17 protein-coding genes and 1 pseudogene are annotated in these 16305 nt (G+C 70.5%); 5 read left to right on the forward strand and 13 right to left on the reverse strand.

Annotated features, from left to right (window positions below; all coding sequences use genetic code 11):
- Positions 1–54: 54 nt before the first annotated feature.
- The 6 genes from HDA41_RS18155 to HDA41_RS18180 all read right to left on the reverse strand — a co-directional run bounded on the left by HDA41_RS18155 (position 55) and on the right by HDA41_RS18180 (position 6433).
- Entirely contained in the window at positions 55–1797 is a 1743-nt protein-coding gene (locus HDA41_RS18155) for a DoxX family protein (protein ID WP_184985230.1), read from the reverse strand.
- A 128-nt stretch (positions 1798–1925) separates the two neighbouring features.
- A complete protein-coding gene (rlmB, locus tag HDA41_RS18160) occupies positions 1926–2867 on the reverse strand; it encodes a 23S rRNA (guanosine(2251)-2'-O)-methyltransferase RlmB (RefSeq protein WP_184985232.1) in 942 nt (313 codons plus the stop codon).
- A 98-nt stretch (positions 2868–2965) separates the two neighbouring features.
- Complete coding sequence (cysS, locus tag HDA41_RS18165) at positions 2966–4363, reverse strand: cysteine--tRNA ligase (RefSeq protein ID WP_184985234.1); 1398 nt, start codon at positions 4361–4363, stop codon at positions 2966–2968.
- A 45-nt stretch (positions 4364–4408) separates the two neighbouring features.
- Entirely contained in the window at positions 4409–4912 is a 504-nt protein-coding gene (gene ispF, locus HDA41_RS18170; protein WP_184985235.1) for a 2-C-methyl-D-erythritol 2,4-cyclodiphosphate synthase, read from the reverse strand.
- Positions 4902–5666 (reverse strand): 2-C-methyl-D-erythritol 4-phosphate cytidylyltransferase, encoded by a 765-nt coding sequence (ispD, locus tag HDA41_RS18175; RefSeq protein WP_184985237.1) that lies wholly within the window; start codon positions 5664–5666, stop codon positions 4902–4904. The genes ispF and ispD overlap by 11 nt, the downstream gene beginning before the upstream one ends.
- A gap of 284 nt (positions 5667–5950) precedes the next feature.
- Complete coding sequence (locus tag HDA41_RS18180) at positions 5951–6433, reverse strand: CarD family transcriptional regulator (protein ID WP_003953493.1); 483 nt, start codon at positions 6431–6433, stop codon at positions 5951–5953.
- 603 nt (positions 6434–7036) lie between these two features.
- Between HDA41_RS18180 and HDA41_RS18185 the strand changes: the two genes are divergently transcribed.
- A complete protein-coding gene (locus tag HDA41_RS18185; RefSeq protein ID WP_184985239.1) occupies positions 7037–7720 on the forward strand; it encodes a copper chaperone PCu(A)C domain-containing protein in 684 nt (227 codons plus the stop codon).
- A 78-nt stretch (positions 7721–7798) separates the two neighbouring features.
- Here the strand turns inward: HDA41_RS18185 and phoP are convergent, their stop codons facing one another.
- Together phoP and phoR are read right to left on the reverse strand one after the other, a co-directional pair.
- Positions 7799–8479, reverse strand: a complete 681-nt coding sequence (phoP, locus tag HDA41_RS18190; protein ID WP_030243122.1) for a two-component system response regulator PhoP — start codon at positions 8477–8479, stop codon at positions 7799–7801.
- The gene (gene phoR / locus HDA41_RS18195; RefSeq protein ID WP_184985241.1) at positions 8476–9768 is read right to left on the reverse strand and encodes a two-component system sensor histidine kinase PhoR; all 1293 of its coding nucleotides are present in this window, start codon (positions 9766–9768) and stop codon (positions 8476–8478) included. Before phoR ends, phoP begins: the two co-directional genes overlap by 4 nt.
- Positions 9769–10014: 246 nt before the next feature.
- Between phoR and phoU the strand changes: the two genes are divergently transcribed.
- The 3 genes from phoU (at position 10015) to HDA41_RS18210 (ending at position 11442) form a co-directional block, all read left to right on the forward strand.
- Positions 10015–10719, forward strand: coding sequence for a phosphate signaling complex protein PhoU (gene phoU / locus HDA41_RS18200; RefSeq protein ID WP_184985243.1), 705 nt, complete (start codon positions 10015–10017; stop codon positions 10717–10719).
- Positions 10720–10882: 163 nt separating this feature from the next.
- Positions 10883–11038: a hypothetical protein gene (locus tag HDA41_RS18205; RefSeq protein WP_184985245.1), complete on the forward strand. Its 156-nt coding sequence runs from the start codon at positions 10883–10885 to the stop codon at positions 11036–11038.
- 152 nt (positions 11039–11190) lie between these two features.
- Complete coding sequence (locus HDA41_RS18210) at positions 11191–11442, forward strand: SCO4226 family nickel-binding protein (protein ID WP_086602275.1); 252 nt, start codon at positions 11191–11193, stop codon at positions 11440–11442.
- A 145-nt stretch (positions 11443–11587) separates the two neighbouring features.
- On the opposite strand, the gene HDA41_RS18215 is transcribed toward HDA41_RS18210, so the two are convergent.
- Positions 11588–12907 carry an MDR family MFS transporter gene (locus HDA41_RS18215; protein WP_230299620.1) on the reverse strand — a complete coding sequence of 440 codons (1320 nt, stop codon included), beginning with the start codon at positions 12905–12907 and terminating at the stop codon, positions 11588–11590.
- Between the two features lie 173 nt (positions 12908–13080).
- On the opposite strand from HDA41_RS18215, the gene HDA41_RS18220 reads away from it, so the two are divergent.
- A complete protein-coding gene (locus HDA41_RS18220) occupies positions 13081–13842 on the forward strand; it encodes a phosphoglyceromutase (RefSeq protein ID WP_184985249.1) in 762 nt (253 codons plus the stop codon).
- Here the strand turns inward: HDA41_RS18220 and HDA41_RS41310 are convergent.
- The 4 genes and pseudogenes from HDA41_RS41310 to HDA41_RS18235 form a co-directional block, all read right to left on the reverse strand.
- A pseudogene (locus HDA41_RS41310) lies at positions 13817–14190 on the reverse strand (tetratricopeptide repeat protein); the annotation flags it as partial. The gene HDA41_RS18220 and the pseudogene HDA41_RS41310 overlap by 26 nt on opposite strands.
- Positions 14191–14241: 51 nt before the next feature.
- Positions 14242–14757, reverse strand: a complete 516-nt coding sequence (locus tag HDA41_RS18225) for a GNAT family N-acetyltransferase (RefSeq protein WP_230299610.1) — start codon at positions 14755–14757, stop codon at positions 14242–14244.
- Positions 14758–14770: 13 nt separating this feature from the next.
- Complete coding sequence (locus tag HDA41_RS18230) at positions 14771–15100, reverse strand: DUF3077 domain-containing protein (protein ID WP_230299611.1); 330 nt, start codon at positions 15098–15100, stop codon at positions 14771–14773.
- A gap of 143 nt (positions 15101–15243) precedes the next feature.
- Entirely contained in the window at positions 15244–16233 is a 990-nt protein-coding gene (locus HDA41_RS18235; RefSeq protein WP_184985251.1) for a helix-turn-helix transcriptional regulator, read from the reverse strand.
- Between the last annotated feature and the right edge of the window lie 72 nt (positions 16234–16305).

Consider the following 16305-nt stretch of genomic DNA (forward strand, 5'->3'; position numbering starts at 1 on the left):
CCCGCACCTTCGAGGTGCGGGGCCCCTTTCTTGGTTTGCGCCTGCGTCGGTCGCCTAGTCCAGCAGGCCTCCCACCAGGCCCGGTCGGCCCGTGGACGAGGAGTCGCCGTCGCCCGAGCCACCGGTCGAGCCCGAGCCGCCGGTCGCCGTGCCGCCGGAGGAGCCGCCGGAGGTCGGGCCGGAGCTGGTGCTCGGGGCCTGGCCGACCGGGGAGGACTGCCGGGGCGGGGCCTGACCCGCGCTGCCCTGGGTCTGGCTGGGCGAACCGCCGGTGACGGTGCCGGCGTCCCGGGTGGCGCCCGGCCTGGTCGTGGTGCCCGCGCTGGGGCTGGCCGAGCCGGCCGTGGCGCCCTGGGTGGGCGAGGTGGAGGCCGACGGCGTCCGCCTGTCCTGCCGCTTACCGGGGGCGTCCGGGAGCGGGGAGCCGGGCAGTTCGTTGCGCGGGGCCTCGCCGGGGCCGGGAACGACGACCCGGTCGGCGTCGCGGACGGCGCCGCCGAGCAGGGAGCCGACGAGCAGCGTGAGGCCGACGGCGACGGCGGTGACCAGGGCGCCGCGGCGCAGCACGTAGCGGCGCAGGTCCCAGATGTCGGCCCGGGGCCCGAGGCGGCGCCAGGCGCCGCCGGCCAGGCGACCGTCGACGGAGTAGACGGGGGCGCCGGCGATGATCAGCGGGGACCAGGCGGCGAGGTAGATGATGTCGGGGGTCTGGTAGGCCGGGACGCTCTTCCAGCTGACGGTGACCAGCAGCGCGGCCGAGAGCAGGGCGCCGAAGGAGGCGGCGACGCGCTGCCAGCAGCCGAGGACCGTCAGGACGCCGACGATGACCTGGGCGAACGCGATGACCAGTCCGGAGCCGACCGGGTGATCGAGGGCGAACTGGCGCAGCGGCTCGGCGGCTTCCCAGGGATGCAGGGTGTTCAGCCACTTCACCATGGAGCCGCGCTTGCCGCCGTCGAAGTAGACGGGGTCGCACAGCTTGCCCATGCCGGCGTAGATGGAGATGAAGCCGAGGAAGACGCGCAGCGGGAGCAGGACGACGCCGAGGTTCATGCGGCGGCCCGGGTAGTAGGCGTGCCGTGCCGGGTCGTCGCCGTGGCGCTTGCCGGGCCGCTCGGAGTCGTCCACCTCCTCGGGGAGGTCCTCGAACTCCTCTTCCCCGTAGGCGGGTTCGTCGTAGGCGCTGCCGGCCGTGCGCATGGACGGCAGCAACCGGGTGCCGTCGGCGGACTCGTGGGCGCGCTGCGGGCCTACGACGGGGGTCTCGACCGTCTGGGTCAGGTCGTCCCGGTAGCCGTCGCCCCCGTAGCCGTCGCCTTCGTAGCCCGTGCCGCCGTAGCCGCCGTCCTGGTATCCGGCGCCGTAGCCCGGGCCCTGCGGGTCGGTGCCCACGCGGGAGATGACCTGGGTGGCCCCGGTGTCCGTGGCGGACTCGTCGGGGTGGCGTACGCTCTCGTGCCGGACGGCCTGGAGGAGCCGGTGGGCGCCGGTGTCGTCGGGCGCGGACTTGCCGCTCCAGACGACGGGCCGGCGGCGGGTGGTGGCCCCGTCCACCGCGCCCCCGGCGGTGACGACGGGGATGCGGGCGGTGTCCTCGCTGGCGGTCAGGTGCCGGGCGACCCGTGGGGACTGGACGCTACGCGTCGAGACGCCCAACTGCACGCGGAAACTCGCGTGATTGACGATGACCTGCGCCGGGTCGCTCGGCACCTTCACCATGCTCAGCGCGGGAGCGTCGTCGATTCCCGACGAGCGGTCCCCCGTGGGTGTGCGGGGTGTTCTGGTGTCCACACTCATCTAACCGAGTGACGTCGGGATAGGACACTGCTTTGACTCGCCGGATCTGTCCGGACCCCGTCAAGCTTGTCCTTGTCGCCCCGATGTCACCGGAATTAACCCGTACGGGTGAGATTGCGGACGCCTGTTCAGCTGCGTCGGCGGGCCGCCTCGTACAGCACGATGCCCGCCGCCACACCGGCGTTGAGCGACTCGGCGCCGCCCGGCATCGGGATCCGCACCCGGACGTCGCAGGTCTCCCCGACCAGCCGGGACAGCCCCTTGCCCTCGCTGCCCACGACGATGACGACGGGCCCGCCCAGGGCCTCCACTTCACCGATTTCCATCTCGCCGTCGGCGGCCAGGCCGACGACCACGAGGCCGGCCTTCTTGTACGCCTCCAGCGCGCGCGTCAGGTTGGTGGCGCGAGCGACGGGCGTACGGGCGGCCGCACCGGCGGACGTCTTCCAGGCACCCGCCGTCATCCCGGCGGCCCGCCGCTCGGGTACGACGACGCCGTGCCCGCGGAAGGCGGAGACGGAGCGGACGACCGCGCCCAGGTTGCGCGGGTCGGTGACACCGTCGAGCGCGACGATCAGCGGGTCCTCGCCGTCGTCGAGGGCGGCGTCGGCGAGGTCCTGCGGGTGGGCGTACTCGTACGGCGGGACCTGGAGCACGAGCCCCTGGTGGTTCAGGCCGTTCGTCATCCGGTCGAGCTCGGGGCGCGGCGCCTCCATGAGGTTGATGCCGCCGCGCTCGGCGGCGAGCTGGAGGGCCTCACGGACGCGCTCGTCGTTGTCGATGAACTGCTGGACGTACAGCGTGGAAGCGGGCACGCCGTCGCGCAGCGCCTCGTAGACCGGGTTGCGGCCGACGACCAGCTCGGACGTGGACTTGCCGCCGCGGCCCCGGGGCGCGGGGCGGCGGGCTGTCTGCCGCGCCTTGGCGCTGGCGACACGGTTCTTCTTGTGTCCCTTGCGCATCTCGGCGGGCGGGGTGGGGCCCTTGCCCTCCAGACCCTTGCGCCGCTGGCCGCCACTGCCGACCTGCGCGCCCTTCTTGCCGGACATGCGGCGGTTGTTGGCTGCCATGACCTACCTGTCTGTGGGTGCGGTGACGTACGTACGTCTATGAAGTGTGCCGTCCGGAGGCCCGGACGGCACAATCGATCTTCCGGATCGCAGTCGGGTCAGCGCGGTCCGAGGCTCCAGCGCGGGCCCTGCGGGCTGTCCTCGATGACCAGGCCGGACTGGCCGAGCTGGTCGCGGATGGCGTCCGCGGTGGTCCAGTCCTTGCGGGCCCGGGCGGCCTCGCGCTGGTCGAGGACCATGCGGACGAGCGTGTCGACCACGCCGTGCAGATCAGCGCCGCGGTCGCTCTCCCCGGCCCAGTGGGCGTCGAGCGGGTCGAGCCCGAGGACGCCCAGCATGGCGCGGACCTCGGCGAGCCGGGCCACCGCGGCTTCCTTGTCGTCGGCGGCCAGCGCGCTGTTGCCCTGCCGGACGGTGGTGTGCACCACGGCGAGCGCCTGCGGCACGCCCAGGTCGTCGTCCATCGCCTCGGCGAAGGCCGGCGGCACCTCGGGGGCGGGCTCGACGACACCGGCCTTCTCCACCACGCGCTGCACGAAGCCCTCGATCCGCGCGAACGCCGACTCGGCCTCCCGCAGGGCCTCCTCGCTGTACTCGATCGTCGAGCGGTAGTGCGGGGTGCCGAGGTAGTAGCGCAGCACGATGGGCCGCCAGTGCTTGACCATCTCGCTGACCAGGACCGAGTTGCCGAGCGACTTGGACATCTTCTCGCCGCTCATGGTGACCCAGGCGTTGTGCATCCAGTACTGGGCGAAGTCGTCACCGTAGGCCTTGGCCTGGGCGATCTCGTTCTCGTGGTGCGGGAAGACCAGGTCGAGGCCGCCGCCGTGGATGTCGAAGGCGGTGCCGAGGTACTTGTGGGCCATCGCCGAGCACTCCAGGTGCCAGCCCGGGCGGCCGCGGCCCCACGGCGTCTCCCAGTCCGGCTCGCCGGGCTTGGCCGCCTTCCACATGGCGAAGTCGCGCGGATCGCGCTTGCCGGTGATGCCCTCCTCGGCGGGCTGCCGCATCTCGTCGAGGTCCTGCCGGGACAGCTCCAGGTACGAGGGCCAGGACCGGACGTCGAAGTAGACGCTGCCGTCGGCCTCGTAGGCGTGCCCGCGCTCGATGAGGCCGCGCATCATCTCGACCATCTCGGTCATGTGGCCCGTGGCGCGCGGCTCGTAGGTCGGCGGCAGGCAGCCGAGGGCCTGGTAGCCGTCGTTGAACGCGCGCTCGTTCTCGTAGCCGATGGCCCACCAGGGACGGTTCCGGTCGGCCGACTTGGCGATGATCTTGTCGTCGATGTCCGTGACGTTCCGCACGAACGTGACGTCGAAGCCGCGGTACGCGAACCAGCGGCGCAGGATGTCGAAGTTCAGACCCGACCGGATGTGCCCGATGTGCGGTGCGGCCTGCACGGTGGCGCCGCACAGGTAGATCGAGACACAACCCGGCTTGAGCGGGGAGAAGTCACGGATCTGCCGGGCGCTGGTGTCGTACAGGCGAATAGTCACGGGACCAGGGTAGTAGGCCGCGGGGGGTGCGTGGGGCAGTGCCTTTCAACCGACTCGCACGACCAACGCCGTGGCCACCGCCATCAGGCCCTCTTCGCGCCCCGGGAAGCCCAGCCCGTCCGTCGTCGCGCCGGACACCGACACCGGTGCTCCCGCCGCCTCCGACAGGAGCTTTTGCGCTTCGTCCCGCCGTTTGCCGATCTTCGGCCGCGGGCCCACGACCTGTACGGCGATGTTGCCGATGCGGAAGCCCGCCTCGCGGACGATCCGGGCCGCCTCGGTCAGCAGCGTGACGCCGGACGCGCCCGACCACTCGGGACGGCCCGTGCCGAAGTGCTGGCCGAGGTCGCCGAGGCCGGCCGCCGAGAACAGCGCGTTGCACGCGGCGTGCGCGACGACGTCCGCGTCCGAGTGGCCCGCCAGGCCCGGGCCCTCGCCCTCCCACTTCAGGCCGGCGCACCACAGCTCGCGGCCCTCCTCGAAGGCGTGGATGTCGGTGCCGATGCCGACCTGGGGCAGCGGCATCCCGGGCATCGCGTCAGAAGCCATCGTTGAGCCTCCTGCGGGCCAGGACCGCCTCCGCGAGCACCAGGTCCAGGGGCCGGGTGACCTTGAACGCCTCCTCGTGGCCGGGCACCGCGACGACCGTGAGGCCGAGCTGCTCGACCATGCCGGCGTCGTCGGTGACGTCTCCGGTCACCGTCTCGTGCGCCCGTACGAGCGTCGCCCGGTCGAACCCCTGCGGCGTCTGCACCGCCCGCAGCCGCGCGCGCTCCGGCGTGGCGACGACCGGCTCCGGCTCGCCGGGCGCCCGGGCGGGCTCGACCTGCTTGACGGTGTCCGCGAGCGGCAGCGCCGGGACCACGGCCGGGGCGCCGTCGCGTACGGCCTCGATCACGGCGTCGACCGTGTCCACCGGCACCAGCGGCCGGGCCGCGTCGTGCACCAGCACGATGTCGTGGCCGGGCGGCAGCGCGTCCAGGCCGAGCTTCACGGACTCCTGGCGGGTCTGCCCGCCCGGTACGACGACGAAGTCGGTCCGCTCGGGCAGCGCGTACGCGTCGAGCAACGACTTGACCTCGGCGGCACCCTCGGGCGGGGCCACGACGACGACCAGCGAGACGGCGCGGGAGGCGGCCATCGCCCGGACCGCGTGGATGAGCATGGGGGTACCGCCCAGCGCACGGAGCGCCTTGGGGGCGCCCGGGCCGAGCCGTACACCACGGCCGGCGGCCGGGATCACGGCCGCCGTACGGGCTGCCGAAGGGGCGGCCGACGGCGAGGGGCGCGAATCGTCAGACATCGGTTCCTGTCAGGTTTGTGTGTTGCCCTGGCGTGGGTATGGCCTGGAGGAGTGCCGGGCGCGACGCGCTCGACCGGACCCTTCCGTGACGCTGGTCGAGCCGGCTGCCCGGGCCCGGCACGCCAAGCACCGGATCGTGAGTGATAACACATCCGGCGGTGACGGCGCATTCGGCGTCGGCATACGAACATGCCGCAGCGCCCGGCGACAGAAGAATCGTCATCGGGCACCGCGGCATCGATGCTGCAGGGTCGATAAGCAGAGAGCTGAGCGACTGGCTCGCCTCAGGAAGCGAGAACCTCGTCGAGCAGGGCCTCGGCCTTGTCCTCGTTGGTGTTCTCCGCGAGGGCGAGCTCGCTCACCAGAATCTGGCGGGCCTTGGCGAGCATGCGCTTCTCACCGGCGGAGAGTCCGCGCTCGCGCTCACGACGCCACAGGTCACGCACGACTTCCGCGACCTTGATGACATCACCCGAGGCGAGCTTCTCCAGGTTTGCCTTGTAACGACGGGACCAGTTCGTGGGCTCCTCGGCGTACGGCGCGCGCAGCACCTCGAAGACTCGGTCCAGCCCGTCCTGACCGACCACATCACGCACGCCGACGAACTCCGCATTGTCCGCTGGCACACGCACTGTCAGGTCACCCTGGGCGACCTTCAGCACCAAGTAGGTCTTGTCCACGCCTTTGATCTGGCGAGTTTCGATAGCCTCGATCAGCGCGGCCCCGTGATGGGGATAGACCACGGTGTCGCCAACCTTGAACGTCATGTGACAGGTACCCCTTCCGTGGCTATCCAGAGTAACACGGAAACTGCGGGTTCTGAATGGCGTTTTCGCAGGTCAGGGCATATCTCGGGGCTTGACAAGTCCAACAGGAACGTGCTTCGGACAGGGAGTGGAAGAAGGTATCCGCAGGTCGGAGCGGCTCTCCGGGCCGAGCGAAACCCGTACGTTACACGCATCCGGAGCCTCCTTCGGAAGGCCGAACATCCCCATATGTCCGGTTCCGTGTGATCGACTTCCGCTACTCCGTTCGGTGGCCCGAGCCGGGTTCCGGTCGAATCCGGAATTGATCACCGGGCGCCCGGGCGAGCCACCGGTGATCAATTCCGAGGTGGTCCGCACATTCCTTCACGGAAAATTTGCGCTGCTGCCCGGAGACTCTCCGGAGCCTCTTATATGAATGCCGGACTGCCGGACGAGCACCCGCCAATGCGGCCCGGGAGTCACTGCGGCCCAGGTGGGATCACGGGTGCCCGGGGGGTCGGGTGCGGCCGTGCGGGAACGGCTCGGTAACCTAAGGCCCGCTGACAGACACTTAGGGCGGCTTTATCGGCCGCTCCGCTCTCGAGTCAAGGAGTAGCCGCCGCCGTGAGCAGCAGCCTTCGACGCGGCGCCCTCGCCGCTGCCGCCATCGCGTTCTCCGTCGCATCGCTCGCCGCGTGCGGTGCCGGCAACAACGCGCAGACCCTCGAGATCCAGCCGGACCACGCGGCGACGAGCGTCGGCAACATCAAGATCCAGAACGCGATCGTGATCACGCAGCCCGACCTCGAGTCGACCGGCCCGGCCGCGATCTCCGCCACGTTCTTCAACTCCGGCAGCACCGCCGAGACGCTGGAGTCCATCACCCTCCCCGGCACCGGCAAGAAGGCCGAGCTCAAGCCCGCCAAGGGCGGCAGCCTGAGCATCCCGGCCGGCGGCAGTCTGGTCCTGGGCGGCAAGGACAACGCCACGGCCATGCTGCCGAGCAGCCGCGAGGCCGTCCGCGACGGCAACGCCCAGAAGGTCACCTTCACCTTCAGCACGACGGGTGACGTGAGCCTGCGCGCGTTCGTCGTCCCCGCCGAGCACTACTTCGCCGAGTGGGGCCCGGCCGAGGTGCCGGCCGCGCCGGGGGCCTCGGCGTCCCCGTCCGGTTCGCCGTCGGGGAGCCCCTCCGGTTCGCCGGCCGGCACTGAGAGCCCCGCCGCGGGTGAGACGCCGGGCGGCCACGAGTCGCCGGCCGACGCGGCCTCCGAGAGCGCGTCGACGGGCGCGGGCGCCGGGCACTGAGCCTGCGCGAGGCAGTCGTACGAAAGGGCGGGACCTCCCAGGAGGTCCCGCCCTCGGCGTTCGTCGTACGGGGCCGGCTTACGGCTCGAACTTGTAGCCCAGGCCGCGGACCGTCACCAGGTAGCGCGGGGCACCCGGGTCCGGCTCGATCTTGGCGCGCAGGCGCTTGACGTGGACGTCGAGGGTCTTGGTGTCACCGACGTAGTCGGCGCCCCAGACGCGGTCGATGAGCTGCATGCGGGTCAGCACGCGGCCGGCGTTGCGCAGCAGCATCTCCAGCAGGTCGAACTCCTTCAGCGGCAGGTCGATCTTGGTGCCGCCGACCGTGACCACGTGCCGGTCGACGTCCATACGGACGGGACCGGCCTCCAGGGCGGCCGGAGTGACCTCCTCCGGCTCGCCTCTGCGGCGCAGCACGGCACGGATGCGAGCGACCAGCTCGCGCGAGGAGAACGGCTTGGTGACGTAGTCGTCGGCGCCTATCTCCAGGCCGACGACCTTGTCGATCTCACTGTCCTTGGCGGTCACCATGATGACGGGGACGTTGGAACGGCCACGCAGCTGGCGGCACACCTCGGTGCCCGGCAGGCCGGGCAGCATCAGGTCGAGGAGGACGAGGTCGGCGCCGTTGCGCTCGAACTCGTCGAGTCCGTCGGGCCCGGTGGTCGCGACGGCGACCTCGAAGCCCTCCTTGCGGAGCATGTACGACAGGGCGTCGGAGAAGGACTCCTCGTCCTCGACGACGAGCACTCGGGTCACGGAAGGACCTCCGGGGCAGGAAGCGTTTCGTACGCGGTTGATTCGGGGGATGTGGGGGTGGACCGCCCGGCCTCGTTGTCGAGGCCCGCGCCTCCTGCGCGGTCCGATCGGGCGGGCTGCTGATGTGCGCGGTTGCGAGCCGCACCGGCCTCCGGCAGCCGCAGGGTGAAGGTGGAGCCCTGGCCTTCGGCGCTCCACACCGTGACCTCCCCGCCGTGCGAGGCGGCCACGTGCTTCACGATCGCCAGTCCCAGTCCCGTGCCACCGGTGGCACGGGAGCGGGCCGGGTCGACGCGGTAGAAGCGCTCGAAGATGCGCTCCTTGTCCTTGTCGGAGATGCCGATGCCCTGGTCGGTGACGGCGATCTCGATGTGTTCCCCGCCGGCCGCGTTCACCCTGCGGGCCGCTATGCCGACCCGGGTGCGGGCGGGCGAGTAGTTGACCGCGTTCTCGACGAGGTTGCCGAGGGCGGCGGCGAGCTGGCCGCGGTTTCCCCACACATGCAGGTCGGCGGTGCCGCCCGCGGCCATGGTGATCTGTTTGGTGCCGGCCTGGTGCCGGCAGCGGTCGATGGCCTCGGCGACGAGCTCGTCGACGCGCACGGGCTCGGCGTCCTCCAGCGGATCGTCGTTCTGCACCCGCGACAGGTCGATCAGCTCCTGCACCAGGCTGGTGAGCCGGGTGGCCTCGATCTGCATGCGCCCGGCGAAACGCTCCACGGCCTCGGGGTCCTCGGAGGCGTCCATCACGGCCTCGGAGAGCAGCGAGAGGGCACCGACGGGCGTCTTCAGCTCATGGCTCACGTTGGCGACGAAGTCGCGCCGGACCGCCTCGATGCGACGGGCCTCGGTGAGGTCCTCCACGAGCAGCAGCACCAGCCGGGAACCGAGCGGCGCGACCCGCGCGGAGACGGCCAGGGCCTCTCCGCGTCCGGTGCCGCGCCGTGGCAGGTCCAGCTCCACCTGGCGTATCTCTCCGTCGCGCCGGGTGTCCCGGGCCATCTGCAGCATCGGCTCGACGGCGAGCTTGCCGCCGCGGACCAGGCCGAGGGCGTACGCCGCCGAGCTGGCCTTGACCACGGCGTCCGCCTCGTCGAGCACGACGGCGGAGGACCTCAGCACCGACAGGACGGTGTCCACGCCCGGTGGCAGCACCGGGTCCGTGTGCAGGGAGGTCCGGGTGGGGCGTTTTTGTTCGCGCTCGCTCCAGCGGAACGCCAGCATGGCGATGACGCCGGTGAGTACCCCGGCGATCGCTGCCGCTGCGGCGACCGCCGCGTTCACGTCCATGCACCCAGGTTAGGCATGGGTCGGGTGCGGGCCACAGCCGTCCGGCTGCCAGCTCGAACACTCGTCGCCCAGAGTTCACCTTGGAGCCAGTATTGGTTCATTTGGGGTGACGGAAACGGACGCGTACGGGCCGGAACGTGGGAGCGTGGGGTTCGGACCGTTCGGCAATACGACGGTCGTACCGCCGGTTGTTCGGTGGGCCCCGGCCCATGAACCCCCGACACAGACGCACGAGAGGGATGCCTGATGCGGGACGCGTACCACGAGGAACTGGACTCGATCGGCGACGGTCTGGTGGAGATGGCCCGGCTGGTCGGCTCGGCGATCGGGCGCGCCACCACCGCCATGCTCGACTCCGACCTGAAGCTGGCCGAGAACGTCATCGAGGCCGACCAGAAGGTCGACGAGCTCCAGCACGACCTGGAGGCCCGGGCCATAGCCCTGCTGGCGCGGCAGCAGCCGGTGGCCACCGACCTGCGCATCGTCGTCACGTCGCTGCGCATGTCGGCCGACCTGGAGCGCTCGGGCGACCTCGCCCAGCACGTGGCGAAGCTCGCGCGCCTGCGCTACCCGAACCGCGCGGTCCCGAGCGACCTGCACGCCACCATCCTGGAGATGGGCCAGCTCGCCCAGCGCCTGATGGCCAAGGCCGCCGAGGTGATCGTCACCAAGGACGTCGACCTGGCGCTCCAGCTGGAGCAGGACGACGACGCGATGGACCTGCTGCACCGCACGCTCTTCCAGCACCTGATGGACGACCGCTGGAAGCACGGCATCGAGACGGCCGTGGACGTGACACTGCTCGGCCGCTACTACGAGCGGTTCGCCGACCACGCGGTCTCGGTCGCCAAGCGGGTGGTGTACCTGGTGACGGGTGAGCACGCGGACGAGTTGCAGTCGGCGGACGTGCAGCCGGAGATCCAGGCGGTGACGGGGGCGGAGAGCGCCTGAGGTCCGGTCGATGCTCGTCCTGCTCGGTGTGCTCGGCTCTGCTCCGGCGTGAGGGGGGCCGGGCGGGGATCGGCCGGGGCGCGCGGGCGCCTCTGTGCGCCGTTGATGCGCCCAGCGGAACGGGCATCCAATGGGCACAGGCACCAGCCTTGAGGAGGGACCCATGGCCGAATCCCCCAGCACCATGCCCGACCCCACGCAGGAGCGCGAGACCGAGCAGCCCGCCGAGATCAGGAACCTGCCCCTGGTCGCCGCGTGCGGCTGCGGCTCGGGCTGCGGCTGCGGGTGCCAGTCGGGCAGCCCCTGCCAGTGCGGCTGACGCCGGCATCTTCGTACGACCAGCAGGGCCCCGTCGGTTCGCCGCCGGGGCCCTGCGGCGTTGTGGTCGCCTCCGTGCCCGTACGGGCGGACCATGGAAGTACGCCCGCTGTATCGGCGTACCGCCGGGTCTTGGGAAGGAGGCGCGACGTCATGGCCAAGTTCATGGATGTCCACCACAGCATGAAGGGCATCACGGAGGAGCAGCTGCGCGAGGCACACAACGCGGACCTCGCCATAGAGAAGGACGAGAGCGTCCACTTCGAGGCGGCCTGGGCGGATCCGGAGTCCGGCCTCGTCTACTGCCTCTCCGAAGCACCCTCCGCGGAAGCGGTCCAGCGCATCCACGAACGCGCGGGGCACAAGGCGGACGAGATCCATCCGGTGCCGTTGGCTGTTCAGTGAGGTGAGCGGTGTGGTCGGTCGGTCGGTCGGCGGGTCGGTCGGCCGGTCGGTCGGCCAGCCGGTCTCGGGGGCTCGCGGAGCCGGGGATCACGGTCCGCGCGGCACGAGCGTGCCGGGCACCGCGCCCGGACTGCCTGCGAACGGCTCAGGGACCTGACACGGAACGCTCCGGAACCTGCCCCAGGGCACCGGCAGCAGGCTCAGCCGACTCCGTCCGCTCCGTCCACTCAGCCGGCTCCGTCGGCTCCGTCGGTTTTTCCTCCGGCACCCGCCGCATCAACGCCCCGTACCCCAGCCCGGCCACCGTCCCCACCACCGCGCACAGCCCCCACAGCCACTCCGCCCCGAACCGGTCGATGACGAAGCCGGACATCAGCGGGGCGACGAGGGCGGCGACGGACCAGGACATGGTGTACATCCCCTGGTAGCGCCCGCGCCCGTGGAGCGGGGACAGCCGTACGACGAGACCCGTCTGCGTCGGCGCGTTGACGATCTCGGCCAGCGTCCACACGCACACCGTGAGGGCGATGACGCCGACCGACCCGGCGAAGGCGGTGAGGCCGAAGCCGTATCCCGCGAGGAGCGAGGAGATGACGAGCAGCCGGCGGGAGTCGCGGTGCTCGATGAACCGTGTGACCGGGATCTGGAGTACGACGATCAGGACGCCGTTCACGGCGATCGCCATGCCGTACTCGGCCGGCGTGAACCCCGCCTCGCCCATCGCGACCGGCAGCCCGATCGACCCCTGCTGGAAGATCAGCGCGACGAGGAAGGACAGCCCGACGACGCACATGAAGCGCCCGTCGCGCAGTACGGTCCCGAGGCTGACGGAACTGTCGGAGAGGGCGTCCGTCTTCACCGTCTCGGCGGGCTTGGACTCCGGCAGCCGCAGGAAGACGAGGATCGCGCAGGCCATCGTCATCCCCGCCTCGATCAGGAACCCGGCGCGATAGCTGACCTCGGCGATGAACCCGGCGGCCACGGAGGAGACGGCGAAGCCGAGGTTGATGGCCCAGTAGTTGAGGGAGAAGGCGCGGATACGGTCCTCGGGCCGCACGATGTCGGCCATCATCGCCTGTACGGCGGGCCGGGACGCGTTGCTCGCCATGCCGACGAGGAACGCGACGCCGGCGATCGCGACCGGGTGGTGCACGAACCCGAGGAGCGCCACGGACACGGCGGTCGAGGCCTGCGCGATCAGCAGCGTCGGCCGCCGCCCCAGCCGGTCGGTCATCACGCCACCGCCCAGCGAGGAGATCACCCCGCCGAGCCCGTGCAGGGCGGCGACCAGACCGGCGTACGTGGCGGAGTAGCCGCGGTCGAGCGTCAGGTACAGCGCCATGAAGGTGGCGACGAAGGCGCCGAGCCGGTTGACGAGGGTGCTGGTCCACAGCCACCAGAACTCGCGGGGCAGTCCGGAGACGGTCTCCCGGACGGCACGTCTGGCACGCAGGGCGTACGGCATGGACGGCATGGGCTCCCCAGGGCGCAAGGGTGTAAGGGTGTAAGTGGCGCAGATGGCGGTCACACATTACAAAGCCGTGATTGAGGGGGACCACTCAATTAGCAGAACCCGTCAAACGTCCGCCTGCCGGGCAGCCACACGAACGGGCGAATGCGTGGATTACGCTCTGAGGCATGGCCGACGCACCGTACAAGCTGATCCTCCTCCGCCACGGCGAGAGCGAGTGGAACGAGAAGAACCTGTTCACCGGCTGGGTGGACGTCAACCTGACCGCGAAGGGCGAGAAGGAGGCGACGCGCGGCGGCGAGCTGCTGAAGGACGCCGGCCTGCTCCCCGACGTCGTGCACACGTCCCTCCAGAAGCGCGCCATCCGCACCGCGCAGCTCGCCCTGGAGTCCGCCGACCGCCTCTGGATCCCGGTCCACCGCAGCTGGCGCCTGAACGAGCGCCACTACGGCGCCCTCCAGGGCAAGGACAAGGCCCAGACGCTCGCCGAGTTCGGCGAGGAGCAGTTCATGCTGTGGCGCCGCTCCTACGACACCCCGCCGCCGGCGCTGGACCTTGACGCCGAGTACTCCCAGTTCTCCGACCCGCGCTACGCGACCCTCCCGCCGGAGCTGCGCCCGCAGACGGAGTGCCTCAAGGATGTCGTCGTCCGCATGCTCCCGTACTGGTTCGACGCCATCGTCCCCGACCTGCTGACCGGCCGCACGGTCCTGGTCGCCGCCCACGGCAACAGCCTGCGCGCCCTCGTCAAGCACCTGGACGGCGTCTCCGACGCGGACATCGCGGGCCTCAACATCCCGACGGGCATCCCGCTGTCCTACGAACTCGACGCCGACTTCAAGCCGGTGAACCCGGGCGGGACGTACCTGGACCCCGAGGCGGCTGCGGCGGCTATCGAGGCGGTCAAGAACCAGGGGAAGAAGAAGTAACGCGACGCCTGAAAGCCCCCGACCTGCGGTTTCTTTGCAGGACGGGGGCTTTTTGGTGGGGTTGGGCCGCCCCTGGGCCGTCGCGCTTCAGTAGCAGCCATGCTGAGTCGTGGAGTTCGCCCGTGTTGAACAGTGCCATCGCGAGGAAGGTGCGCAGCGCTCCGTCAGGTGAGAACTCCTCGGCTCCGCAGCGGAGGCTGGCGACGGCCTGCACGTGGCGACCGCAGACGCGGTACGTGCTGTCAAGGCCGAGGAGCGCGCCGCGCCTGTCCTCGTTCGACAGGCGGCCGCGCCGGAGCCGTCGAGGGCGCGCTCGTAGAAGGGCACGGCCTCGGCCTCCAGACCGAGGCCGTGCCGTGCCGTGCGTCGTGGCTTCGACCATGATCCGCCGGACAGGCCCTAGCAAAGACGGCGGCGGTAGCGCAACTTGTTGAGAGAGGCCCCACCGGTGGTGTCCTCCACGGCTGCACCGTCTGCGCGCCAGCCGGCAGCTTCGTAGAAGCGCCGGGCGCGTTGATTGCCTTCCAGGACCCACAAGGTGGCTTGTGTGTACTCGGCCTGACCGAGAGTCGTCAACGTGGCCAGCATCAACTGCTTTCCGACCCCAGTGCCCCAGACCTCGGGTATCGCGTAGAGCGTGCCGATCTCCGCGACAGCAGGGGTCTCCTGAGACGGGCCGAAACCTGTGAATCCGACGATCCCTGCCTCGGTTTCGGCTACCAGCACTCCCGATGTTGGCCATCGTGCCTCCGCGATGCGTGTCTTCCACTCTGACTCTTCGCGGCTTGGGTCCATGGCGTCGAGGTAGTGCTGGGGGACAAGACCGGCAAAGGCCGTCTGCCAGGAGCGCACGTAGACACCGGCGACCGCTGATGCGTCATCAGGCCATGCCTGTCGAGTCTGCATGGCCGTCATTCTTCAAGTCCCTTCAATCTTGGCCAAGTTCTTTTCCCGAGGGCGATGCCGAGTGCTCGACTGTCTGTTGCAGTAGCGCCCGTGCGGAGCCTGCGTAACGCATTGCGGTCTTCTCGTCGAGCCCGAACACCTCGGCGAGGTGGAGCGGATCGGGCCCGTGGGTCAGGGCCTCTTCGAGTTGTCGGTCGACGCGGAGCCGCTCCAGCGGGGCGTCCTGGCCGCACATCGAGGCGCTGATCCAGTGGTTGCTGGCGCGGCTGGTCCTTGTGGCGGTCTGGTTGTTGATCAGCAGGTGGAGGTTCGCGGTGTTCGGCCACCGGCTTCGCCGGTTGGCTTCGTTCACTTCGAACGGCAGCGTTTGTCCACCGGTTCGGGAGGCAGCTACCGGTCGGCGGCGCAGTGGGTGTTCACGAAAATGACCTCACCGAGTGAGGCGGCCAGGCAGCTATGAGGGCGGCAGATTGACGGATCGTGGACGTGACGGGGTCATACCGGTGTGGGTGGGTGCCGGTAGGTGTCGGCCAGGGTGGCGATCGTCTGCGCCATCTGTGCCCTCAATTCGGTGGGCGCCACGACCTCGGCTTCCGCGCCGAGCCGTAGCAGCATGCCGACGGCGTGTTCGACGGACTCGGTGGGGATGACGACCTGGACGCGGCCGTCGGGGCCCGGTGGCCCGGCGCTGTCCCGGGCGGCGCGTGCCACCGCCGGTTCCATGAGGTCGGGCAGCTGTTTCAGGATCTGTGGCGACAGCCGTACTACTGCGTCGCCCTGGTGGCGGCGGGCGTCGAAGTCGGCCAGATAGGAATGCCAGTGCGCGGCCAGGTCAAAGCCCGGGGGCCGCTCGAAGTGGTCCTGCAGTACCTGGATCCGGAGGATCTGGGAGACACGGTAGGTGCGGACGGGTTCCGGTCGGCCAGCGACCAGGTACCAGCGGCCCGACTTGAGCACCAATCCGTAGGGCTCCAGCGTCCGGGTCACCTCCTGGGGGGCCTTCCACCGCCGGTAGCGGACGCGGATGCGGTGCTGCCGCCACACCGCGTCGGTCACGGCGGCCAGGTGCGGAATGGGGTCTGTTTCGGCGTACCAGCCAGAGGTGTCCAGGTGGAACCGCTGCCGTATGTCGTCGGTCCGGTCGCGCAGTTCGTCGGGCAGCGCGGCCATCAGCTTGAGCTGGGCGGTGGCGAGCACGGTGCCGAACCCAAGGTCCGCGGCCGGTCCGGGCAGTCCGGCCAGGGAGAGCGCCTCCGCCTCTTCGCGGGTCAGTCCGGTCAGCCGGGTGCGGTACCCGTCGACCAGCCGGTAACCACCGTCGTGACCGGGGTCGCCGTAGAGCGGAACACCGGCTGCGGCGAGCGACTCCATGTCCCGGTACACCGTGCGGACGGACACCTCCAGTTCGTCGGCCAACTGCTGGGCGGTCATCCGGCCGCGGGTCTGGAGCAGCAACAGGACGGACAGCAGTCGACTCGCACGCACGACGAAAGTCTGCCGCAGTCCACTGACAGGAGGTGTCAGGGGAGCCGGATTAGCTTGCCGGCCGGGCGCATG

It is taken from the genome of Streptomyces caelestis, from assembly GCF_014205255.1.
GTDB classification, from domain to species: domain Bacteria; phylum Actinomycetota; class Actinomycetes; order Streptomycetales; family Streptomycetaceae; genus Streptomyces; species Streptomyces caelestis.

Coding starts and splice junctions, on each gene's coding strand:
- HDA41_RS18155 (WP_184985230.1), bottom strand. CDS start 1,797: ATGAGTGTGGACACCAGAACACCCCGCACACCCACGGGGGACCGCTCG.
- HDA41_RS18215 (WP_230299620.1), bottom strand. CDS start 12,907: ATGCCGTACGCCCTGCGTGCCAGACGTGCCGTCCGGGAGACCGTCTCC.
- phoR (WP_184985241.1), bottom strand. CDS start 9,768: ATGGACGTGAACGCGGCGGTCGCCGCAGCGGCAGCGATCGCCGGGGTA.
- ispF (WP_184985235.1), bottom strand. CDS start 4,912: ATGGCTTCTGACGCGATGCCCGGGATGCCGCTGCCCCAGGTCGGCATC.
- HDA41_RS18225 (WP_230299610.1), bottom strand. CDS start 14,757: ATGACGGCCATGCAGACTCGACAGGCATGGCCTGATGACGCATCAGCG.
- HDA41_RS18220 (WP_184985249.1), top strand. CDS start 13,081: ATGGCCGACGCACCGTACAAGCTGATCCTCCTCCGCCACGGCGAGAGC.
- HDA41_RS18205 (WP_184985245.1), top strand. CDS start 10,883: ATGGCCGAATCCCCCAGCACCATGCCCGACCCCACGCAGGAGCGCGAG.
- ispD (WP_184985237.1), bottom strand. CDS start 5,666: ATGTCTGACGATTCGCGCCCCTCGCCGTCGGCCGCCCCTTCGGCAGCC.
- HDA41_RS18210 (WP_086602275.1), top strand. CDS start 11,191: ATGGCCAAGTTCATGGATGTCCACCACAGCATGAAGGGCATCACGGAG.
- HDA41_RS18180 (WP_003953493.1), bottom strand. CDS start 6,433: ATGACGTTCAAGGTTGGCGACACCGTGGTCTATCCCCATCACGGGGCC.
- phoU (WP_184985243.1), top strand. CDS start 10,015: ATGCGGGACGCGTACCACGAGGAACTGGACTCGATCGGCGACGGTCTG.
- rlmB (WP_184985232.1), bottom strand. CDS start 2,867: ATGGCAGCCAACAACCGCCGCATGTCCGGCAAGAAGGGCGCGCAGGTC.